Below are 21,396 nucleotides of genomic sequence, written 5' to 3'. Positions count from 1 at the left end.
TTGGCGTGGGCGCGATGCGCGCCTAGGTATGCGACCGCGCCTTTCCCAGTCAATCGAGACGCGGCGCCAACGAGGTCCCCAGCCTTCGATGACCCTTCCCGACTACGCCATCGAGGCCCGCAACCTCGTCAAGACCTACCCGGCGACCAAGACCACGCCGGAGATGCGCGCCCTTCGCGGCGTCGACCTGGCCATCCCGCGCGGCTCGATCTTCGGCCTGCTGGGTCCCAACGGGGCCGGCAAGTCGACCTTCATCAACATCCTCTCGGGGCTCTGCCGGAAGACCTCCGGCGAGGTGCGGATCTGGGGACGCGACATCGACGAGCGCCCGCGCGACGCGCGCGCCGCCATCGGCGTGGTGCCCCAGGAGATCGCCGTCGATCCCTTCTTCACCCCGCGCGAAGCCCTGGAGGTGGCCGCTGGCATGTACGCCGTTCCGCCCAAGGAGCGGCGGACCATGGAGCTGCTCACCGCCCTGGGTCTCGCCGACAAGGCCAACGCCTATGTCCGCCAGCTGTCGGGCGGGATGAAGCGCCGGGTGATGGTGGCCAAGGCCATGGTGCACAATCCGCCGGTGCTGATCCTCGACGAGCCGACCGCCGGCGTCGACGTCGAGCTGCGCCGCCAGCTCTGGGCCTATGTGCTGGAGCTGAACCGCAAGGGCGTGACCATCGTGCTCACCACCCACTACCTGGAAGAGGCCCAGGAGCTCTGCGATCAGATCGCCATCATCAACCGCGGCCAGGTGGTGGCCTGCGAGCCAACGACCACCCTGCTGCAGCGCATGGACACCCGCCACGTCCTGGTCACGCCGGAAGAGCCGGTGACCACGGTCCCGGTCCTGCCGGGCTTCGAGACCCGGCTGACCAAGGCCGGCGGCTTTTCGGTCAGCTATCGCACTGGCCTCTCCAGCGTCGAGCAGGTGCTGGCCGCCATCCGCGCCGCGGGCCTGCACATCAAGGACATCTCCACCGAGGACCCGGACCTGGAGGACGTCTTCGTCGCCCTGACCTCGGCGCCACCGGAAGCGGCTTGAGGCGCGCGCGATTGCCAAGCCTGCCGGGCTTGGCGATGCTGGTCCCGGACTTCATCGGGTGCGGACCATGGTCGAACGGCTCTTCGAGGAGGTTCCGCTCTGGATCGTCCTCATCCTGATCTTCGTCGGCATGGGGTTGGCGCGCGAGGTCGGGGCCTGGTCGCGCCGCCGGCTGATCCGCGCGTCCGAGGCTGGCGACCCGCCGGCGGACGAAACCGTCGTCCTCACCGCGGTCCTGGGCCTCCTGGCCCTGCTGATGGCCTTCAGCTTCGGCATGGCGCTGAACCGTCATGAGACCCGGCGCGAGCTGGTGGTGACCGAGGCCAACGCCCTGGGCACGGCCTATCTCAGGACCTCGGTGCTCGACGACCCGGGCCGGCTGCGCGCCCTGATGCGCAACTACGCCCAGACCCGGCTCACGTTTGGCCTGAACGGGGGCGAGACCCAGAGGGCGGCCGACCGGGAGACCGCCCGCCAGCAGCCGCCGATCTGGGACGAGGCCGTGCGGCTTGTCGGCCCCAGCCGCACGACGCCGCTGGCGGGCTTCGTGCTGGCGCCGCTCAACGACGCCTTCGACGCAGCCAGTGCGCGCAAGGCCGCGCTGGCCGCGCGCCTGCCGCCCAGCGTGCTGCTCACGCTCAGCCTCTACCTGATCGCCTCGGCCGTCGTGCTCGGCTACGGCATCTGCGGCGCGGGCCTGCGCCATCGCGCGGCCTCGCTCGCCCTCCTGGCCCTCTTCGCCCTCGCCTTCAGCGTCATCCTCGACCTCGACCGGCCGAGGAGCGGTCTGATCCGCGTGCCGCAAGGGACGATGGCCGACACCCTCCAGATGATGGGCGGCTAGTGTCCCGATTCCGAAGTTCGCAGGCGCCTCGTGGCAGGCTCGGACGAACTTCGGAATCGATCAGGACACTAGCAAGTGTAAGTTTCTAGTGCGCTTTTTTGGATCTGAAGCTCGCGCCGAGACATAACCCATGAGCTGGCGAACTTCAGATCCAGCGCACTAGACCCTTGGGGGAAGATCGCCGCCATCCCATCTGTCATGGTGCGCCGATCGCGCGAAAGGTATCGGGTCATGATCGAGCAGATCGCCAGTCTCGGCCTCATCGACGAAGCCGACCTCGAGCTGGACACGGCGGCGCTGGAGATCGCCGCCCTCGACCATCCCGAGGTGGAGCTTGCAGGCTATCTCGAACTGCTGGAGCGGATCACCGAGCGGCTCGCCGTCCGTGCGGCGGCGGCGCGCACGCCGCGGGAGCAGGCCGCCGAACTGGCCGACGTGTTGGCCGCCGAGTTCGGCTTCGAGGGTGACCGCAAGACCTATGACGACCCTGCCAACGCCGACCTGATCCGGGTCATCGACCGGCGGCGCGGACTGCCGGTCGCGCTGGCGATCCTCTATGTCGCGGCGGCCCGCCGGCTGGGCTGGGCGGCCCATGTGCTCAACACGCCCGGGCATGTCCTGGCGGCGATCGGCCAGCCGGCCCTGGTGATCGATCCGTTCAACCGCGGCGGCGTGGTCGGCGGCGCCCAGCTCGCCGCCCTGCTGCAGACGACCGAGGACAGCCTGGACGCCGTCGCCCCCGACCACCTAGCGCCAATGTCGAACCGGGCGGTGCTGGTGCGCCTGCTGATGAACCAGGCGACCCGGGCCGAGCGAGCGGGCGAGCTTCCCCGGGCGCTTGCCGTGCTGCAGCGGATCACCACCGTGGCGCCGGCCTATAGCGCGGGGTGGTGGGAGCGCGCCCGCCTGGAACGCGCGCTCGGAGACGCCGTCGCCGCCCGCGAGAGCCTCGCCGCCATGCTGGAGACCACGCGCGACCCCGGCCTTCGAAGCCATGTGACGAGCGCGCTGGACGCCCTGACCGACTAAGGCTGCTCCGTCCCGGAAAAAAGTGGTCCTGGGTGACGCTAGGGCGCCATTGCCTCGCCAATTCTCCGGCGCGAGACTTTCGTCAGACGCCGGTCGCAGCGCGCTGCGACGCACGAGAGCGTCCCGACATAGGGAGAGCGCCGACATGGACGCGCAGATCGAAACGAGCCGCCTGGACGATCGCAAGCCCCTGACCGATGGGCCGATGACGCGCGTCGTGCTGGAGTACGGCGCCCGCTTCAAACGGCTGGTCAACCAGTCCCGGGAGCCGGGTTTCCGCTTCGAGGACTGGGCCCCGCTGGCGGAGCTGGTGGCGGTGGACGACTTCGTCCGGGTCGGCTGCTTCAAGGAGGTGGTGAACTGGGACCAGTACATCGGCCTGATCCACCAGTGGGCCCCGACCCTGACCAACTGGGACTGCACGACAAAACACGTGACCGAGGTCGACGGCCGCGTCTTCCTCGAGCTCGAGGAGCGCGCCACCACCGGGGCGAACACCGACGTCGTCAACTCGATGTCGGTCTATGAGTTCAACGCGGCGGGCAAGCTGGTCCACCTCGACATCTACCTGCAGCGGGCGATGGACCAGGGCGCAATCAAGGGCTGGGACGTCAGCGAGGTCTAGCCCTGGCGCGGCAGGAAGGCGGTCGTTCACGATTTCCCGCGATCCTGCGCAAATGGGACACTCAGCTATTCCAAGCGGCCGGCTCTCCCGGGGCGATCGGCTGCCGGACACGCCGCTGGCCGCGCTCGACGGGGGCGAGCTGGTGGTGAAGCCCGCCTGGCAGGCGTTCGGCCGCGGGCGGTTCGTCATCATCGGCCTGCCGGGCGCCTTCACCCCGGTCTGCACCCGCGTCCACCTGCCGGGGTTCGTCGCCAAGGCGCCCGCCCTGATTGCCTCGGGCTTCGACGGCGTGGTCTGCATCGCGGCGAACGATCCCTGGACCCTGGCCGAGTGGTCGCAGCGCATCGACCCGGCCAAGACCCTGCGCTTCCTGTCGGACGGCAATCTGGAGTTCGGCCGCGCCGCCGGCCTGGCGACGCGCGCGCCGCAGCTGTTCCTGGGCGAGTGCCTGAGCCGCTTCCTGATCGTCGCCAAGGACGGCTTCGTCGAGAAGATCGCCGTCGAAAGCGTGGTCACCGAGGTGAGCTGTACGGCGGCGGTGCTGATCTGAGCCGCTGTCCTGCGGGTTCGCTGTCCGCAGGAGGCCTCGTTAGCAGCCCGCCTCGCCGGCCGGCGCCCCATACTGCTCGGCGGACACCTGCTCCATCCAGGTCGCGCGCGACCCGTCGACGGCCTCGACGATGGCGACGTGGGTGATCGGGGTCGTCGCGGCGGCGCCATGCCAATGCCGCACGCCGGGAGGGGTCCAGACCACGTCGCCGGGGCGGATCTGCGCCTTTCGACCGCCCTCGGCCTGCACCCAGCCGCAGCCCGACGTGACGATCAGCGTCTGCCCCAGCGGATGGGTGTGCCAGGCGGTGCGCGCGCCCGGCTCGAAGGTGACGATCGACCCGCTGACCCGCGACGGCGCGCGTCCGGCGAACGGGGTGTCGAGCCGCACCGCGCCGGTGAAGTTGGCGGCCGGGCCCTTGGCGGACGGCGGCGATCCGTTGCGCTGGATCTCCAGCTTCCCGATCTGCGGCGGCTCGGCGGCGTGGGCCGGCGCGGCCAAGGCGACGGCGAGAAGCCCGAAGGCGATCGATCTCATGGGTGGTCCTCCAGGCGGCCACCCTACGCATCTCACCGCCGGCGATTAGCGGGCTGGATCCGCATGAACCTATGATCTGACTTCATGGGTTCCGGTCTTTTCGCTCCGCGAAAAACCGGAATGACAGCTTGGGGGTTGGGAGTCTGCGACACAGGATGCGAGGCGCGAAACATGACGGGGTCTGAGGTCCGCTTCGACGGGCGGGCGGTTCTCATCACCGGCGCCGGCCGGGGCCTGGGACGGGCGCACGCCCGGCTGCTCGCCGCGCGCGGGGCCAAGGTGGTCGTCGCCGACAACGGCGCGGCGATGGACGGCGAGGCGCCCAGCGCCGCCCCGGCGCATTCGGTCGTCGATGAGATCACCGCGGCGGGCGGCGAGGCCGTCGCCTGCACAGCCGACATCGCCGCCGAGGCCGGCTCGAGCCTGGCGGTCGAGGCCTGCCTGACCGCGTTCGGCCGCATCGACGGGATCCTGCACAACGCCAGCACGGTCCCGGACAACGCCCCGGTCGAGCGCATGTCGAGCCCGGACCTCGACCTGGTGATGCGGGTCAACTGCTTCGCCGGCCTGTGGATGGCCCGCGCCGCCTGGCCGCACATGGTCCGGCAGGGCTACGGCCGCATCGTCTTCATGTCGTCCGCCGGCGTCTACGGCTCTGCCGGCAACGCCCCCTACGCCGCCGCCAAGGCGGCCGTCATCGGCGTGATGCGCTGCCTGGCGGTGGAGGGCGAAAAGCCGGGGATCCTGGTCAACGTCGTCGCCCCGGCGGCGATGACGCGGATGACCGAACGCCTGCCCGCCTCGGACTATGCGGCCTGGTTTTCGCAGACCATGCGGCCGGAGAAGGTCTCCCCGGGCGTCGCCTACCTGATGAGCGAGGACTCGCAGATCTCCGGCGAGATGTTCCACATCGGCGGCGGCCGCATCGCCCGCTTGCGGGTCGGCGAAGGCGAAGGGGTCCGGCCGGCCGGCGACGCCATCGAGGACGTCCGCGCGGCGATGCCGGCGGTCCTGGCCGACGAGCGCCTCTTCCACCCCAAGGACCTGACCGCCCGCTCGCTCGAGGTCGCCCGTCTGCTGGGCTACCAGGGCGGCATGCCGACCGACGCCTTCACCATCGCGCCGCTCGGCAAGGATTAGGGGGTGGGCAGTTGCTTCTGTCCCCGCATTTCCCCGCCCATAGCCCGTAATCAGCCTGTACGGGTTCTAAGAATCCGGTCTACCTTACGTGTATTGTTGCGGTGACGGTGCACTTTAGATTTAGACCTCCATTTTGCCGGAACAAATTTCATGCACTGTCACCGTAATTTCGGGCCGCTGTGACGGGAGCAAGACAGAGAATGGAACACCCTGGCTGCTATCTTCGCGGATATGGGGCTTGCTCTGAGAAGCTCTCGCGAGAGCATCATACACCGGGATCTATCCTTAAACTGCTGGGCGAGAGGATCCGTACGCGCGGGTATCCCTGGGCTCCGCCAGAGGGAGCTATAGTTGGCGCTGACGACCTTGCCTCCAAGATCTTATGTGAGCGGCACAATAACGGGCTGACAAGTTTGGACAGCGCCGGGCTTAGACTATTTAGTGCTGCAAGGGTATTTAGCCGAGAGGGTGGGCGCTTAGAGGTCAATCTGTCCGGTCATGAGATCGAACGGTACATTCTTAAATGTGCCGCTGCCTATATATACTCAGGAAACAGTACAAGTCGCGGCACGAAGTTGAGGGATGAGCAGCTGAATCGGGAAGTGGTTGGGCAAGCAGTCGTCAACAGTGCTTGGCCGCCAGGTACGGGTTTGTTCGTCGCTTCCCTGCCTGATGATCCCTCGATGTGGCATGGAACCGAGTTTGCGCCTCTCGTTGCGACGCGAGCCGATGGCGAAGAAGAAGTTTTCGGCGCGCGGTTTACGTTTGCGGGTCTGCCGCTGGTATCCACTTGGGGTCTCCAGGATGGCACGACGATATTATTGCCTGGCTTTGCCCAATACAGGCCCTCACAGATCAGATTGGACGATGGCGATAGCTCGCTGACGGTCAATCTGCAGTGGGGTTTGGGGAGCGGCTCCACAGGAGTTGCGGAGCTTGATCGGATCGAGCGTCGGGTCGATCAATGAGTCTCGACCGAACGCCGCGCAAACCTAAGGCTGGTTGGGAGCGGGTGTTTCGTCGCCGAGCAGAGGCAGTCGTCGGAGCGCTCGACTCAGCGCGTGGATCGATCGTCTTCATCGTAGTCTTTGGGATCGTCGAACAGGTCCAAGACGGCGCGCCTCTACCGGGGAGAGGATTTCCCGAACACACCGTGCCGCAGTCGCGACCGCTGTTGGCGCATTCCAGTCGAATCACGCCACGGCCAACCCCCACCTCCACGTTGACTCTCCGCCGTCCGTGCGTATAAGACCGCCCCTCTCGCCCTTGGGGGTTCCCCTCGGGCGTATTCCGTTTTGCACTCTCTATTAAGTACGAAGGCGCGCGAACCATGTACGCGGTGATCAAGACCGGCGGGAAACAGTACCGGGTGCAGCCCGGCGACCTGCTGGTCGTCGAAAAGCTCGACGGCGAGCCCGGCGCGAACGTGGCGTTCGGCGAAGTCCTGATGCTGGGCGAAGGCGACGCCGTGACCATCGGCGCCCCGGTCGTCGAAGGCGCCTCGGTGGCGGCCACCCTGATCGAAACCCGCAAGGGCGAGAAGGTGAAGATCTTCAAGAAGATCCGCCGCCAGGGCTATCGCCGCACCAAGGGCCACCGGCAGATCGAAAGCGTTCTGCGCGTGACCGGCATCACCGGCGCCGGCCAGGACGCCAAGTGGGACGGCGAAGTCAGCCTGACCACCAAGGCCGAGCTCAACGCCCGCGCCCGCAACCTGCCGTACATCCCGGCGGTCGCCGCGGATGCGGTGGAAGCGCCGGTCGCCAAGGCCCCCGCGAAGAAGGCCGCGCCGAAGAAGGCCGCCGCCGCGTCGGAAGCCTCGGCCGAAGCCGCCCCGAAAAAGGCGGCTCCGAAAAAGGCCGCCGCCAAGAAGACCCCCGACCAGAACGTTGGCGACGAGGGCTCGGCCGAGTAGGCCCGAGCTTTCGACTGACGACACGACACTAGGATCCAGGAGAGCGTTATGGCTCACAAGAAATCAGGCGGCTCCTCCCGCAACGGCCGCGACTCCGCAGGCCGCCGTCTCGGCGTGAAGAAGTACGGCGGCGAGAACGTCCTCGCCGGCAACATTCTCGTCCGTCAGCGCGGCACCAAGTTCTTCGCCGGCGACAACGTCGGCATGGGCCGCGACCATACACTCTTCGCCACCGCCCACGGCGCGGTGAAGTACGTCACCAAGCGCGACGACCGCACCTACGTGAACGTGGTCCCGGCTCCGGCGATGGCGGCCGAATAAGGCGAACCGACCTCTCTCCGGTTTCGCCTCCTCAAAAAGGCGAACCGGACAAGACTTCTCAGCGGGGAGTCCGGCACGCCGGGCTCCCCGCTTTGTTTTTGGGCCGGTCGGCGACGACGGGCCGGGAGGTTAGGGATGATGTGCGCGATCGATGTGACGCCGACGCTGTCGACGGAACGGCTCCTGCTGCGCGGCCCGGTGTATTCCGACGCCGAACAGCTGGCGGTGCTGGCCAATGACGCGGGCATCGCCCGGATGACCACCTCCATGCCGCACCCCTACACGGCCGCCGACGCCGAGGCCCATCTCGCCCATTCGGCGACGCGGGACTGGGACCGCGAGCCGGGCTTCCTGATCGAACACCCGAAGTTCGGCCTGGTGGGCGCGATCGGCTTCAAGCCGGGCGCGCGCGGCCGGCCGGAGCTGGGCTACTGGCTGGGACGGGCCTTCTGGAACCGCGGCTACGCCACCGAGGCCTGCCGTGCGGTGCTGGATTGGGCCCGGCGCGACTGGCGGCGCAAGCTGGTCGTCGCCGGCCACTTCGCCGACAACCCGGCGTCCGGCGCCGTGCTCTGCAAGGCGGGCTTCCTCTACACCGGCGACGTCGAGCTGCTCTGGAGCCAGGCGCGCCAGGGGCCGGTCCGTACACGGATGATGGTCTGGCTTGCTTGAGGTTCATCCCCGCCCGCACGGAGCGAGCGGGGATTCCCTGTCTTGTTGTCCACGAAATACACGAAAGAGATTTGGTCCACGAACGACACGAACCACACGAACGGGCGTTGACCTTATTTTCTCCGGCGGGCTGAGCGGGACAGATCGACCGGCCGGAGGCCGGTTCCCTTCAATCCGACAGGTCTGGGGGAGCGTCCGCTCTCAGCGCGGCGCTTTCGTGTATTTCGTGTATTTCGTGGACAAACCAGGCGGCGCCTCCGCTACCGAGACGGTGGGGACCGCCCGCGCTTTTGTGCTAAGCGCCTCTCCTGAAAGGCACTCTTCCTCCCGATGAAATTCCTCGACGAATGCAAGATCTATCTCCGCAGCGGCAATGGCGGCGGCGGCGCGGTGTCGTTCCGGCGTGAGAAGTTCGTCGAATACGGCGGTCCCGACGGCGGCGACGGCGGCAAGGGCGGCGACGTCTGGATCGAGAGCGTCGAGGGGCTGAACACCCTGATCGACTTCCGCTACCACCAGCACTTCAAGGCCGGCACCGGCGAGCACGGCATGGGCCGCAACCGCCACGGCGCCAATGGCGAGGACGCGACGCTGAAGGTGCCCGTCGGCACCCAGGTGCTGGACGAGGACAAGGAGACGGTGCTCCTCGATTTCGACAAGCCCGGAATGCGGGTCCGCATCCTCAAGGGCGGCAACGGCGGCTTCGGCAACACCTATTTCAAGGGCCCGATCAACCAGGCGCCGCACTACGCCAATCCGGGCCTCGACGGCGAGGAGAAGTGGATCTGGCTGCGGCTGAAGCTGATCGCCGACGTCGGCCTGGTCGGCCTGCCGAACGCCGGCAAGTCGACCTTCCTGGCCGCCGCCAGCGCCGCCAAGCCGAAGATCGCCAACTACCCCTTCACGACGCTCACCCCCAACCTCGGCGTGGTCGACCTGTCGACCAACGAGCGCTTCGTCCTGGCCGACATCCCCGGGCTCATCGAAGGGGCCAGCGAGGGCGCTGGGCTGGGGACGCGATTCCTCGGCCACGTGGAGCGCACCGCGGTCCTGATCCACCTGGTGGACGCCACCGAAGAGGATGTGGCGACCGCCTGGCGCACCGTGCGCCATGAGCTGGAGGCCTATGGCGAGGAGCTGGCCGACAAGCCGGAGATCCTGGCGCTGAACAAGATCGACGCCCTCGACGAGGAGACGGTCGCGGAGAAGGCGGCCGAGCTGAAGGCCGCCGCGGGCGTCGAACCCCGCTGCATCTCCGGCGTCTCCGGCAAGGGGGTGACCGAACTGCTGCGCGAGAGCTACGCCCTGGTCCGCCGACGCCGGGCCGAAGCCGCCGGCCATACGGTCGACGAAGACGGCAATATCGACGGCGAGGGCGACGAGGACTGGCATCCATGAAGAGGCTGGCGTGAGCGGACTGGCCAACGCACGACGCATCGTCGTCAAGGTGGGCTCGGCCCTGGTGGTCGGCGAGGAGGGGCCGGACCGGCAGTGGCTGGCGGCCTTCGCCGCCGACCTGGCGCGGGTGCGCGAGCGCGGCCAGCAGGTGCTGGTGGTCTCCTCCGGCGCGGTGGCGCTCGGTCGCCGGCGGCTGTCGTTTCCGCGCAAGCGCCCGCTGACCCTGCCGGAGAAACAGGCCGCCGCCGCCGCCGGCCAGTCGGCCCTGATGCGGGCCTGGGAAGAGGCGCTGGAGCCGCACGGCCTGGCCGCCGCCCAGATCCTGCTGACCCGCGACGACACTGAGGTGCGCCGGCGCTGGCTGAATGCGCGCGCGACCGTCGAGACCCTGTTGCAGCTGGGCCTGGTGCCGGTGATCAACGAGAACGACACGGTCGTCACCGAAGAGATCCGCTACGGCGACAACGACCGGCTGGCCGCCCGCGCCGCGCAGATGATCGGCGCCGACGTGCTGGTCCTGCTGTCGGACGTCGACGGCCTCTACACCGCCGATCCGCGCAGTGATCCCGACGCCCGGCACCTGCCCCGGATCGACCGGCTGACGCCGGAAATCGAGGCCATGGCCGGGGGCGCGAACGCCGCCGCCGGCGTCGGCACTGGCGGCATGGCCACCAAGATCGCCGCCGCCCGCATCGCCTCGGCCGCCGGCTGCGCCACCGTCATCACACTCGGCAATCGCCCCTCGCCGTTGTGGGCGGTGGAGCATGGCGAGCGGGCCACGGTCATAGAGCCCTCGACCACGCCGGCCGCCGCCTACAAGGCCTGGATCGCCGGCAGCCTGGCGCCCGCTGGCGTGCTGAACGTGGACGCCGGCGCCGCGGCGGCGCTTCGGCGCGGCAAGAGCCTGCTGGCCGCCGGGGTCACCGGCGTGGAGGGCGGCTTCGACAAGGGCGACGCCGTGGTGGTGCGCGACGAGGTGGGCCGCGAGATCGGCCGCGGCATCGTCCGCTACGACGCCGCCGACGCCGCCCGCATCTGCGGCCTGAAGAGCGACGAGATCGAAGCTGTTGTCGGCTACACCGAAGGCCCGATGATCCACGCCGACGACCTGGCGCTCGCGGCCCACGCGGCGGCTTAAGGGAGCTGTAGGCCCCCTCCGTCTTGCGCTTCGCGCAATCCACCTCCCCCACTACGTGGTGGAGGACCTTAGATGCTCCACCGCGCGGCGGGGGAGCTGTCAGCGAAGCTGACTGAGGGGGCCTCACGGCCTCTCCGCAATCCGCTCCGCTGCAAGCTCGCGCACCCCGTGGGCCACCGCATGCGGATCTTCCAGGACCGCCTTCGCCCCCAACCGCACAACATGGATTTCCTCGCGCTCCAGGTAGAGGTCGCGACGATCATCCCTTTCCGGTCGATCCTCCGTCCCATGCGCGTAGCCGTCTACCTCAATGCACAGCCGCGCCCGGGCGCAATAGAAGTCGAGTACATAGGGCCCGAACGGATGTTGCTTGCGGAACTGCGGTCCGGGACCGGCGCTGCGTTTCAACTCGCGCCAGAGCAGGACCTCCGGCAGCGACATGGTGCGGCGAAGCGTCTTCGCCAGTTTCTGCGTGCTTTCCGGCGCCTGCATTGAGCCAAGCTAGCGCCGAAGGCCCCCTCCGTCTTGCGCTTCGCGCAATCCACCTCCCCCACTACGTGGTGGAGGATCTATCGGCTGACGGGCCGTTCAGATTTGCGACGTCATCTGAGAAAGCCTAGGTAGGCGCGGCATTCAGGGAAGCAGTTCAGTGGACGAACGGGCGACATCGCAGAAGACCGGGCGGCTGGAGAGCCTTCAGCCGGGCCAGGCGATCGTCTATGGCGGCGACCGGGTGGCCTATGTGACGGCTGAGCTCGCCGCGGCGTTCAAGGCCGGCGACCGGCTGCTGGTCGCGCCCGACACCGGGACCCTGTTGCACATTCCCGCCGCCGAAAAGGCGATCGCCGCCGGCGCCGTCGGGCGGGCGCGCGAGGCCTTCGCGAAGATGGGCGAGGTGACCGACGCGGCCATCAGCGCCTTCTTCGACGCCTTCGCGGCCAACCTCGAAGACGACGGCCGCTGGGGCGAGATCGCCGCCGCCAACGCCGCCGATGTCGAGAAGGCCCGAGCCCGCGGCCGCTCCACCACCAGGCTCGCCGCCAACGAGGCCATGCGCGGCGACATGATCGCCGGCCTGCGCGCCTGGCGCGACGCCCCGCCCTCGCGCGGTCGTCTCGTCGAGCGGGTCCACCATGCGGGCTGGAGCGTCGAACAGCTGACCGCGCCGCTGGGGGTGACCGGCTTCGTCTTCGAGGGCCGGCCCAACGTCTTCGCCGACGCCACCGGCGTGCTGCGGGCCGGCAACACCGTGGTCTTCCGCATCGGCTCGGATGCGCTGGGAACCGCCCAGGCCATCGTCCGCGCCGCCCTGGATCCCGCGATTGACGCCGCAGGTTTGCCGGCGGGCGCCGCGGCCCTGGTGGACTCCGCCGCTCACGCCGCCGGCTGGGCGATGTTCGCCGATCCCCGGCTGGCGCTGGCGGTGGCGCGCGGCTCGGGTCCCGCGGTCGCCCAGCTGGGCGCGATCGCCCGCCAGGCCGGCACGCCCGTCAGCCTGCACGGCACGGGCGGCGCCTGGATGGTGGCCGACGAGAGCGCCGAGGCGGAACGCTTCTTCGCCGCCGCCTACCACTCGCTGGACCGCAAGGTCTGCAACACCCTCAACACCTGCTGCATCGTCGAGGCCCGCGCGGACGAGCTGATCCCGGTCTTCCTCGACGCCCTGGCCAGGGCCGGCGAACGCCGCCGCGGCTGGAAACTGCACGTGGCGCAGGACGACCTCGCCCGCCTGCCCGCGGCGGTTCGCGCCGCCCGCGGCGAGGTGGTCCGCGCCGAGGGTCCGCGCGAGGAGGCGCTGGTCGAGGCCCTCGCCGACGACGAGCTCGGCCGCGAGTGGGAGTGGGAGGAGACCCCCGAGGTTTCGCTGAAGATCGTCGCCAGCGCCGCCGAGGCCGCCGCCCTCTTCAACGCCTACAGCCCCCGCTTCGACGTCAGCCTGATCGCCGAGGATCCGGTCGCCCAGGCGCGGTTCTACGAGGCGGTGGACGCCCCCTTCGTCGGCGACGGCTTCACCCGCTGGGTCGACGGCCAGTACGCCCTGAACCGGCCGGAGCTGGGCCTCTCCAACTGGGAGAACGGCCGCCTCTTCGCCCGCGGCGGAGTGCTGGCCGGCGACGGCGTCTTCACCGTCCGCGCCCGGGTGCGCCAGACCGATCCCCACCTCGATCGCGCCGGCGCGCCGACCCCTGAGCGCAGGACTTGAGTCAGTCGCAGATGTGGGCGGCCGGGCGGGCGCCCCGACGTCCCTCGGGCGGCCGGCCGGACGCCCTGAGGCTCGGCTTCACCCTCCAGCCGGGCATGCGGGTCGGCCTGTTCGGCGGTTCGTTCAATCCGGCGCACGAGGGGCACGCCCACGTCGCCGAGACTGCGCGCGAGCGGCTGGACCTGGATCGGGTGATCTGGCTGGTGTCGCCGCAGAACCCGCTGAAGACCTCCGCCGAGACCGCCAGCCTCGCCGAACGCATAGCCGGGGCCCGCCGACTGGCCCGCGGACGGGACATGATCGTCTCCGACGCCGAGACCCGGCTGGGCTCGCAGTACACCATCGATATCGTCCGGGCGCTGAAGGCGCGGTTTCCGGGCGTCCACTTCGTCTGGATCATGGGCGCCGACAGCCTGGCGAGCTTTCATCGCTGGCGCGGCTGGACCGAGATCCTGCGCGAGGTCCCAGTGGCGGTGGTCTCCAGACCCTGGATCTCGCTGAAAAGCCGCTTCTCTCCGGCGGCCCGGCGCTTCGCCGGTTCGCGCCGACCGGCCGTGCGGGCCGCCAGCCTGCCGGGCTCCACCCCGCCCGCCTGGGTCTTCCTGACCGGCCCCCTGAACTTCCAATCCTCGACTGTGCTCAGAGCGCGTCAACGCGGCCATTTGAACCATTCGTGATGGCGGGCTGACCCGGACCCTCCCGCATGATAAGGTTCGGTAAAGCGAGGAATAAAAGGAGCTACCCCGCTGCAACATGACGCCGCGCCACGTGCGCATGAGGGTCCGACCCCCGTCCCCACTTCGGACGCCGAACCCTCGACCGACGCCCACGGCCGCATAGCGGCCCTGGAAAACCTGATCCTGGCCAAGCTTGATGATGACAAGGCCCAGGATGTCGTCTTCATCGATCTCAAGGGCAAGACAGCCATGGCCGACGGCCTGGTGGTCGCGTCCGGCCGTTCGCACCGGCACGTCGGCGCGATGGCCGATCACCTTCTGCGCAGCCTGAAAGAGGCCGGCTACGGACGCTGCCGCGTCGAGGGGCTGCCCAGTTGCGACTGGGTGCTGATCGACACCGGCGACGTCATCATCCACCTCTTCCGGCCGGAAGTCCGCAGCTTCTACAACATCGAGAAGATCTGGTCGGTCGACTCGGCGCACCGCACCGCGGTCTGATCCTTCTTCCGGGCGCAGCGCCTTGCGCATCTCCCTCGTGGCGGTCGGCCGTCTCGCGCGATCGCCTGAGACCGAACTGGTGAAGCTCTACGTCGAGCGGGCGACCAACGCTGGCCGGCCGCTCAGCCTGGGTCCCGTCGAGGTGATCGAGGTCGAGGCGAAGAAGCCCGGCAAGGCCGCCGAGGCCGATGTGCTGCGGCCGCACCTGGAGGGCTGTCACGTCATCGTCTGCGACGAACACGGGGCCGCACGGCCTTCACGCGCCTTCGCCGCTGAGATCGAGACCCTGCGCGACCGCGGCGTGCGGCGGCTCGCCTTCGTCATCGGCGGGGCGGACGGCCTGGACGCGGCCCTGATCGCCCAGGCGAACGGCAAGCTCGCCTTCGGCCCGCAGACCTGGCCGCACGCGCTCGCCCGCGCCATGCTCGCCGAACAGGTCTATCGCGCGGTCTCCATCCTCGGCGGCTCGCCGTATCATCGCGACTGATGGGCGTTCGTCTTTCCCACAGGCCAAGCGCCCCCTCAGTCGGCTTCGCCGACAGCTCCCCCGCAGGCGGGGGAGCAGCGCGGCCTCGCTCCTCCACCGCGAAGCGGGGGAGGTGGCTCGCGAAGCGAGACGGAGGGGGCGTTCGGCGGTGGGTGGTTGGCGTGGGACTGGCGGGGGTAGCCACCGCCGCGATCGCCGCCGCCGCCCTCGCCCAGAATCCCCCGCCGCTCGCCCGGCTGAACCTGCGGGAGACCGAACTGACCGCGGAGCAGGCCCACAACATGAGCCAGCTGGCGCGTCTGCTTTCGGTCGTCGAGCAGTTGCGGCGCGATCCGCCGCCGGCCCTGCTGGTTTCGCCGCAGGACGCCCGCGACGCGGCGCGCGCCGCCATCCTGGTCAAGGCGTTGACCCCGGAGCTGCAGGCCCGCGCCCGCGTCTATGCCCGCGAGGCGGGCGAGATGGTGCGCCAGCGCCGCCTGGCCGCCGTCGCCAGCGAGGCGGTCTTCACCAGCGAGAGCCGGCGCGCCGACGCCGCGCCCGCGCCGCGGGAGCCTTCGCCGCCCCTGCGCGGAGACCAGCCCGCGCCCTTCCGCGGCCCGATGGCGCCGCCGGAGCGGCTGCTGACGCCGGTCTCGGGCCAGATCGTCCGCCGTTTCGCCGAGCCAGCCCCCGGCGGCGGCCGAGCCAATGGCCTGACCTATGCGGCGGCGCGTGGCGCGCGGGTCGGCAGTCCGTCGGCAGGGGTTGTGCAGTATGCCGGCCCGGTGAAGGGCTGGGGCGTCATCTTGATCTTGAGATTGACCGGTGGATACCATCTGGTGCTGGCTGGGTTGGCCCAAGCCTCGGTCGCCGTCGGACAATCCGTCGCGCCGGGACAGCCTGTCGGATGGATGCCCGATGCTCGACAATCGTCTTCGGAACTCTATCTGGAAGTAAGGGAAGGCGGCGCGCCGGTGGATCCCGGCCGCTGGATGACGAGATAACGGGCAGGGGCGCAGGCATGCGCATCCCAGGCGCCTTAAGTCAGCGGCGGTCTGGCGACCGCAGAGGGAGCCTTCGGGCTATGAAGAAGTATCTGTTGATCGGCGTTTCGGCCTTCGTGCTCGGCGCGGGCTCCATGGCCTACCTCAGCCAGCAGGCGCTGGCCTCGGCGGAGCCCCGGGCCAAGACCTACCGCATGCTGGGCCTGTTCGGCGACGTGCTCGACACGGTCGAGCGCCAGTACGTCACCGAGGTCGACGACACCAAGCTGATCCAGTCGGCGATCGACGGCATGCTGACCTCGCTCGACCCGCACTCCGGCTATCTCGATCCCGACAGCTTCTCCGACATGCGCGACCAGACGCGCGGCGAGTATGGCGGCCTCGGCATCGAGGTCACCAGCGAGGACGGCGTGGTCAAGGTGATCTCGCCGATGGACGGCACGCCCGCGGCCACCGCGGGCCTGAAGGCCGGCGACTACATCACTGCGGTCAACGGCGAGAGCGTGCTCGGCCTGTCGGTCAACGACGCGGTCAAGCAGATGCGCGGCAAGCCCGGCGAGACGGTGACCCTGACCATCGCCCGGGAAAAGTCCGACCCCTTCGACGTGAAGCTGGTCCGCGAAGTGATCAAGCCGAAGTCCGCCACCGCCAAGATGGACGGCGACTACGGCGTGCTGCGGGTCTCCGCCTTCAACGAGAAGACCACCGACGAGGCCCAGGCCGCCTACACCCAGCTGCGGGCGAAGAACCCCAATATGAAGGGGCTGATCCTCGACCTGCGCAACAATCCGGGCGGCCTGCTCGACCAGGCGGTCGGGATCTCCGACCTCTTCCTGGAGGGCGGCGAGATCGTCAGCCAGCGCGGCCGCGATCCGCGCGACGTCGAACGCTACAACGCCCGGCCCGGCGACATCACGGGCGGCATGCCGATGGTGGTGCTGATCAATTCCGGCACCGCTTCGGCGGCCGAGATCGTCTCCGGCGCCCTGCAGGACCGCAAGCGGGCCCAGGTGGTCGGCCTGACCAGCTTCGGCAAGGGCTCGGTGCAGACGGTGATCCCGCTGCGCGGCGGCCTCGACGGGGCCCTGAAGCTGACCACTGCTCGCTACTTCACCCCGTCCGGCCGCTCGATCCAGAAGACCGGCATCACGCCGGATCTCGAGGTCGCCTCGACCCGCGACGAGGCGCAGACGATCGCCAACAAGTCCTACCAGTTCTCCGAAGCCTCGTTCCGCAACGCCTTGAACGCCGACGAGGGCAAGGTGCGCGCCGGCGCCCACGCCCCGGCCGAGGAGCCGCCGGAAAACTTCGACGTGAAGAAGGACTTCCAGCTCGCCCGCGGCGAGGACGTGCTGCGCTACGGCTCGGTTGCGGCCACGCCCAAGATGTCGAAGCCGACCGCCAAGCTGGCCGAAATCCTCGGCGCGTCGAAGGCCAAGGTGGCGGCCGTCAAGCCGCCGCAGACCGAGAAGTAGCCCTTACGCCGCCAGGATTCCGATGTCGGTCCAGCGGTAGGTCACCTCCATGATCGCCGATCCGCCCGGACCGGGTTCCCGGCGGGGCGGATCGGCGCGGCCGCCGAGGTGCTCGTAGAAGCCGCGGGCGTGGGCGTTGTCCGCCAGCACCGAGATCATCAAGGTGCGCGCGCCCTGCGCCGCCAGCACGCGGGCGGCGTCGGTCAGCAGACGCCGGCCGACGCCGTGACCCTGGGCCGCCCGCAGCAGATAGAGGGTGGCGATCTCCGCCTCGCCCTCGGCGTAGGACCGGGACGGGCCGCCGGCCACATAGCCGAAGAGGCCGAAACGGTTCATCGCCGCCAGCGTCAGCTCGTGTTTCCGGGGCCGGGTCAACTCGTGGCGGAAGCGGCGGGTGTGGCTTTCCTCCGACATCCGCGCCAGGAAGGCGTCGGGCAGCAGGCCCTGATAGGTCTCGCGCCAGGCCGTGACATGCACATGGGCCAGCGCCTCGGCGTCGACGGGTCCCGCGGGCAAGACCAAGTAGGAAAGCGACTCGGATTGCGTCATCTATCCACAGCTTGGCGCCGGCGCAGCTTTGTTCAAGGGGCAGACGCGAGTCGCCCTTAACGATAGCTTCACCTTCTCATGAATGCGCCCGTCCCCCCTGCTGACGCCCAATCGCCCGGCGTAACCGCCGCCGCTGGCGCCTCGCCGGTCATGGCGCAGTTCTTCGAGGCCAAGTCCCGCCAGCCGGACGCCCTGGTCTTCTTCCGCATGGGCGACTTCTACGAGCTGTTCTTCGAGGACGCTCAGAAGGCCGCCGCGGCGCTGGGCATCACGCTCACCGCCCGCGGCCAGCACGGCGGCGAGCCGATCCCGATGGCCGGCGTCCCGGCTCACGCCATGGAGGCCTATCTCGCCAAGCTGATCCGCGCCGGATTCAAGGTCGCCGTCTGCGAGCAGATGGAAGACCCGGCCGAGGCCCGCAAGCGCGGCTCCAAGTCGGTGGTGCGGCGCGATGTGGTCCGGGTGGTGACGCCGGGCACCTTGACGGAAGATGGCCTGCTCGACGCCCGCGGCTCGAACCGCCTGGCCGCTATCGCCGTGCGCGCCGGCGCCGCGGCCGTGGCCAGCGTCGAGCTGTCCACCGGCGAGGTCGAATGCCTGGCGACCAGCGTCGGCGGCCTGGCGTCGGCCCTGGCGGCCCTGGGCCCTTCCGAGGTGCTGGTTCCCGACCGGCTGTTCGCCGACGAGGCGATCAGCAACGCCCTGAAGTCCGTCGGCGGCTTCGTCCAGCCCCTGCCCCAGGCGCTTGCCGAGCCGGCGGCGTCCGAAGCCCGGTTGAAGCGGCTCTACGGCGTCGACACCCTCGACGGCTTCGGGGCGCTGAGCGGCGCCGAGATCGCCGCGCTGGGCCTGATCGCCGCCCACCTGGAGACCACCCAGGCCGGCAAGCTGCCGGCGCTCTCGGCCCCGCGCCGGGCCGGCGAGGCCGACGTCATGGCCATCGATCCGGCGACGCGCACCAGCCTTGAGATCGAGAAATCCACCTCCGGCGCGCGCGACGGCTCGCTGCTCGCCGCCATCGACCGCACGGTGACGGCGCCGGGCGCGCGCCTGCTGGCCGCCCGGCTCGCCCGGCCGCTGCTGGATCCCGCGGCGATCGACGCCCGGCTCGACGCGGTGGCCTGGTTCTGCGGACATCGGGCCCAGCGCCAGCGGCTGCGCGAACAGCTGAAGGGCCTGGGCGACATGGCCCGCGCCCTGTCGCGGCTGGCGCTTGGCCGCGGCGGGCCGCGCGACCTGGGGACCCTGCGCGACGGCCTCGTCGCCGCCGACGGCATCCTCGGCCTGTTCGCCTCGACGCAGGATCCGCTGATCGAGCCGCCGGCGGAGATCGCAGCGGCTCTCGGCGCCTTGCATCTCGACCTGCATCCGGAGCTCCTGGCATTCCGCGACCTGCTGGCGCGCGGCCTGGGGACCGAGCTTCCGGCCCTGACCCGCGACGGGGGCTTCGTCGCCGACGGGATGCGGCCCGAACTCGACCAGGCCCGCGCCCTGCGCGACGACAGCCGCCGGGTGATCGCCCAGCTGGAGGCCCGCCTGGTCCAGGAGAGCGGCGTCGCCCTGAAGATCCGGCACAACGCGGTGCTCGGCTATTTCGTCGAGGCCACCGCCAAGGCGGCCGAGCCGCTGATGGGGCCGCCGCTCAATGCGACCTTCATCCACCGCCAGACGCTGGCCAACCAGGTGCGCTTCACCACCGTCGAGCTGGCCGAGCTGGACGCCAAGATCGCCCAGGCCGGCGAGCGGGCCCTGGCCATCGAGGTCGAGACCTTCGAGGCCTGGCGCGGCGCCGCCGTCGAAGTCGCCGCCGCCATCCAGGCCGCCGCCGCGGCCGCCGCCCGGCTCGACGTGGCCGCCGGCCTCGCCGAATGGGCGGACGACGCCGGCGCGGTGCGTCCAGTGGTCGACCGCTCCACCGCCTTCGAAGCCGAACAGGCGCGCCACCCGGTGGTCGAGGCCGCCGTTCGCCGGGCCGGCGACGCCTTCACCCCCAACGACTGTCGGCTGGACGGGGCAGGGGCCGGCGGCGCGCGGCTCGCCATCGTCACCGGTCCGAACATGGCCGGTAAGTCGACCTTCCTGCGCCAGAACGCGCTCCTGGCGGTGCTGGCCCAGGCCGGCTGTTTCGTGCCGGCGAAGAGTTTGCGCCTCGGCGTCGTCGATCGCCTGTTCAGCCGCGTGGGCGCCGGCGACGACCTGGCCCGCGGCCGCTCGACCTTCATGCTGGAGATGGTCGAGACCGCCGCCATCCTGACCCAGGCCACGCCGCGCTCGCTGGTGATCCTCGACGAGATCGGCCGGGGCACCGCCACCTACGACGGCCTGGCGATCGCCTGGGCCTGCGCCGAAGCCCTGCACGAGACGAACCGCTGCCGCGCCCTCTTCGCCACCCACTATCACGAGCTGGCGGTGCTGGAGGGCAGGCTGGCCTTCGCCACCAACCTGAGCCTTAGGGCCAAGGAGTGGAACGGCGACCTGATCTTCCTGCACGAGGCCGGCCCGGGCCCGGCCGACCGCTCCTACGGCGTCCAGGTGGCCAAGCTGGCCGGCGTGCCGCCGGCGGTGGTGGCCCGCGCGAAGTCGGTGCTGGAGCGGCTGGAGCGCGAAGCCGGCGCGCCGGCGCACCTGGAAGACCTGCCGCTGTTCGCCGCCGCGGCGGTGGCCGAGAACGAGACGCACGGCCCCAGCCTCGTCGAAGAGGCGCTCAAGACCCTCGACCTCGACGGCATGAGCCCGCGTGAGGCGATGGATGCGCTTTATCGGTTGAAGGGGCTGGTGGGTTAGCGGCAGGCGCCGAACGCCCCCTCCGTCTCGCTGCGCGAGCCACCTCCCCCGCTGCGCGGTGGAGGATCTGGGCCGACGATGCTCCACCGCGCAGCGGGGGAGCTGTCGCGAAGCGACTGAGGGGGCGTTTAGGGCGGCGCCGACCCATAGGGCCGGGTGATGATCTCCAGGAAATGCCCTGACGGATCGTCGAAATAGACGCCGCGGCCGCCGTAGTGGGTGTTGATCTGGCCGGGCTGTTGCTTGAACGGATCGGCCCACCAGGTGAGCCCCCGCGCCTTCACCCGGCCGAAGATGGTGTCGAACTCGGCGTCCGAGACCAGGAAGGCGTAGTGCTGCGGGGTGATCGGCGGCGGGGCGGCGATGTAGTCGAGGCTGACGCCATTGGCGGTGCGCACCACCAGGAAGGGGCCGAAGCTCTCCGGCTCGGCCAGGCCGAACACCTCGCTCATGAACCTGGCCGAGGCCTCGCGGTCGGCTGCGTGCACGATGGTGTGGTTGAGTTCCACGCTCATGGAAGCCTCCCGAGCCTGGG

22 protein-coding genes are annotated in these 21,396 nt (G+C 69.8%); 18 read left to right on the top strand and 4 right to left on the bottom strand.

Going from position 1 to position 21,396, the window contains the following annotated elements; all coding sequences use genetic code 11:
• Positions 1-88: 88 nt before the first annotated feature.
• The 5 genes from ACSQ2B_RS16150 to ACSQ2B_RS16130 all read left to right on the top strand — a co-directional run bounded on the left by ACSQ2B_RS16150 (position 89) and on the right by ACSQ2B_RS16130 (position 4,084).
• Positions 89-1,036 carry an ABC transporter ATP-binding protein gene (locus tag ACSQ2B_RS16150; RefSeq protein WP_436051397.1) on the top strand — a complete coding sequence of 316 codons (948 nt, stop codon included), beginning with the start codon at positions 89-91 and terminating at the stop codon, positions 1,034-1,036.
• Positions 1,037-1,103: 67 nt separating this feature from the next.
• Entirely contained in the window at positions 1,104-1,880 is a 777-nt protein-coding gene (locus ACSQ2B_RS16145) for a hypothetical protein (protein WP_436051395.1), read from the top strand.
• A gap of 231 nt (positions 1,881-2,111) precedes the next feature.
• Positions 2,112-2,909 carry a SirB1 family protein gene (locus ACSQ2B_RS16140; protein WP_436051393.1) on the top strand — a complete coding sequence of 266 codons (798 nt, stop codon included), beginning with the start codon at positions 2,112-2,114 and terminating at the stop codon, positions 2,907-2,909.
• Between the two features lie 145 nt (positions 2,910-3,054).
• Complete coding sequence (locus tag ACSQ2B_RS16135; RefSeq protein ID WP_436051391.1) at positions 3,055-3,534, top strand: hypothetical protein; 480 nt, start codon at positions 3,055-3,057, stop codon at positions 3,532-3,534.
• A gap of 52 nt (positions 3,535-3,586) precedes the next feature.
• Positions 3,587-4,084: a redoxin family protein gene (locus ACSQ2B_RS16130; RefSeq protein WP_436051389.1), complete on the top strand. Its 498-nt coding sequence runs from the start codon at positions 3,587-3,589 to the stop codon at positions 4,082-4,084.
• A gap of 39 nt (positions 4,085-4,123) precedes the next feature.
• On the opposite strand, the gene ACSQ2B_RS16125 is transcribed toward ACSQ2B_RS16130, so the two are convergent.
• Positions 4,124-4,621 carry a (R)-mandelonitrile lyase gene (locus tag ACSQ2B_RS16125; RefSeq protein WP_436051387.1) on the bottom strand — a complete coding sequence of 166 codons (498 nt, stop codon included), beginning with the start codon at positions 4,619-4,621 and terminating at the stop codon, positions 4,124-4,126.
• 171 nt (positions 4,622-4,792) lie between these two features.
• Between ACSQ2B_RS16125 and ACSQ2B_RS16120 the strand changes: the two genes are divergently transcribed.
• From ACSQ2B_RS16120 to proB, 6 genes are all read left to right on the top strand, one after another.
• Complete coding sequence (locus ACSQ2B_RS16120; RefSeq protein ID WP_436051386.1) at positions 4,793-5,761, top strand: SDR family NAD(P)-dependent oxidoreductase; 969 nt, start codon at positions 4,793-4,795, stop codon at positions 5,759-5,761.
• A 1,330-nt stretch (positions 5,762-7,091) separates the two neighbouring features.
• Positions 7,092-7,676, top strand: a complete 585-nt coding sequence (gene rplU, locus ACSQ2B_RS16115) for a 50S ribosomal protein L21 (protein ID WP_436051385.1) — start codon at positions 7,092-7,094, stop codon at positions 7,674-7,676.
• 48 nt (positions 7,677-7,724) lie between these two features.
• Positions 7,725-7,997, top strand: a complete 273-nt coding sequence (rpmA, locus tag ACSQ2B_RS16110) for a 50S ribosomal protein L27 (RefSeq protein WP_436051383.1) — start codon at positions 7,725-7,727, stop codon at positions 7,995-7,997.
• Between the two features lie 135 nt (positions 7,998-8,132).
• On the top strand, positions 8,133-8,669 hold the full coding sequence (locus ACSQ2B_RS16105; protein ID WP_436051381.1) for a GNAT family N-acetyltransferase: 537 nt from the start codon (positions 8,133-8,135) through the stop codon (positions 8,667-8,669).
• A 330-nt stretch (positions 8,670-8,999) separates the two neighbouring features.
• The gene (gene obgE, locus ACSQ2B_RS16100) at positions 9,000-10,067 is read left to right on the top strand and encodes a GTPase ObgE (RefSeq protein ID WP_436051379.1); all 1,068 of its coding nucleotides are present in this window, start codon (positions 9,000-9,002) and stop codon (positions 10,065-10,067) included.
• Positions 10,068-10,077: 10 nt separating this feature from the next.
• Positions 10,078-11,205 (top strand): glutamate 5-kinase, encoded by a 1,128-nt coding sequence (gene proB / locus ACSQ2B_RS16095; RefSeq protein WP_436051378.1) that lies wholly within the window; start codon positions 10,078-10,080, stop codon positions 11,203-11,205.
• Between the two features lie 123 nt (positions 11,206-11,328).
• Here proB and ACSQ2B_RS16090 read toward each other — a convergent pair whose 3' ends face one another.
• Positions 11,329-11,697: an endonuclease domain-containing protein gene (locus ACSQ2B_RS16090; RefSeq protein WP_436051377.1), complete on the bottom strand. Its 369-nt coding sequence runs from the start codon at positions 11,695-11,697 to the stop codon at positions 11,329-11,331.
• Positions 11,698-11,854: 157 nt separating this feature from the next.
• Between ACSQ2B_RS16090 and ACSQ2B_RS16085 the strand changes: the two genes are divergently transcribed.
• The 6 genes from ACSQ2B_RS16085 to ACSQ2B_RS16060 all read left to right on the top strand — a co-directional run bounded on the left by ACSQ2B_RS16085 (position 11,855) and on the right by ACSQ2B_RS16060 (position 17,528).
• Positions 11,855-13,408: an aldehyde dehydrogenase family protein gene (locus tag ACSQ2B_RS16085; RefSeq protein WP_436051375.1), complete on the top strand. Its 1,554-nt coding sequence runs from the start codon at positions 11,855-11,857 to the stop codon at positions 13,406-13,408.
• Between the two features lie 11 nt (positions 13,409-13,419).
• The gene (locus ACSQ2B_RS16080; RefSeq protein ID WP_436052582.1) at positions 13,420-14,085 is read left to right on the top strand and encodes a nicotinate-nucleotide adenylyltransferase; all 666 of its coding nucleotides are present in this window, start codon (positions 13,420-13,422) and stop codon (positions 14,083-14,085) included.
• A gap of 69 nt (positions 14,086-14,154) precedes the next feature.
• Positions 14,155-14,583 carry a ribosome silencing factor gene (gene rsfS, locus ACSQ2B_RS16075; RefSeq protein ID WP_436052580.1) on the top strand — a complete coding sequence of 143 codons (429 nt, stop codon included), beginning with the start codon at positions 14,155-14,157 and terminating at the stop codon, positions 14,581-14,583.
• Between the two features lie 22 nt (positions 14,584-14,605).
• Positions 14,606-15,070, top strand: a complete 465-nt coding sequence (rlmH, locus tag ACSQ2B_RS16070; RefSeq protein ID WP_436051373.1) for a 23S rRNA (pseudouridine(1915)-N(3))-methyltransferase RlmH — start codon at positions 14,606-14,608, stop codon at positions 15,068-15,070.
• A 161-nt stretch (positions 15,071-15,231) separates the two neighbouring features.
• Positions 15,232-16,053: a murein hydrolase activator EnvC family protein gene (locus ACSQ2B_RS16065; RefSeq protein WP_436051371.1), complete on the top strand. Its 822-nt coding sequence runs from the start codon at positions 15,232-15,234 to the stop codon at positions 16,051-16,053.
• An 80-nt stretch (positions 16,054-16,133) separates the two neighbouring features.
• The gene (locus ACSQ2B_RS16060; RefSeq protein ID WP_436051369.1) at positions 16,134-17,528 is read left to right on the top strand and encodes a S41 family peptidase; all 1,395 of its coding nucleotides are present in this window, start codon (positions 16,134-16,136) and stop codon (positions 17,526-17,528) included.
• Positions 17,529-17,531: 3 nt separating this feature from the next.
• Here the strand turns inward: ACSQ2B_RS16060 and ACSQ2B_RS16055 are convergent, their stop codons facing one another.
• A complete protein-coding gene (locus tag ACSQ2B_RS16055; protein WP_436051367.1) occupies positions 17,532-18,077 on the bottom strand; it encodes an N-acetyltransferase family protein in 546 nt (181 codons plus the stop codon).
• A 78-nt stretch (positions 18,078-18,155) separates the two neighbouring features.
• On the opposite strand from ACSQ2B_RS16055, the gene mutS reads away from it, so the two are divergent.
• Positions 18,156-20,861, top strand: coding sequence for a DNA mismatch repair protein MutS (gene mutS, locus ACSQ2B_RS16050; protein WP_436051365.1), 2,706 nt, complete (start codon positions 18,156-18,158; stop codon positions 20,859-20,861).
• 128 nt (positions 20,862-20,989) lie between these two features.
• On the opposite strand, the gene ACSQ2B_RS16045 is transcribed toward mutS, so the two are convergent.
• Positions 20,990-21,376, bottom strand: a complete 387-nt coding sequence (locus ACSQ2B_RS16045) for a VOC family protein (protein ID WP_436051364.1) — start codon at positions 21,374-21,376, stop codon at positions 20,990-20,992.
• Positions 21,377-21,396: the final 20 nt, after the last annotated feature.

Origin of the sequence: Phenylobacterium sp. LjRoot225 (assembly GCF_964252855.1) — a bacterium.
Classification (GTDB): domain Bacteria; phylum Pseudomonadota; class Alphaproteobacteria; order Caulobacterales; family Caulobacteraceae; genus Phenylobacterium.
Note: the sequence above shows the minus strand (reverse complement) of the source record. Positions and strands in the feature narration are given on the sequence as shown.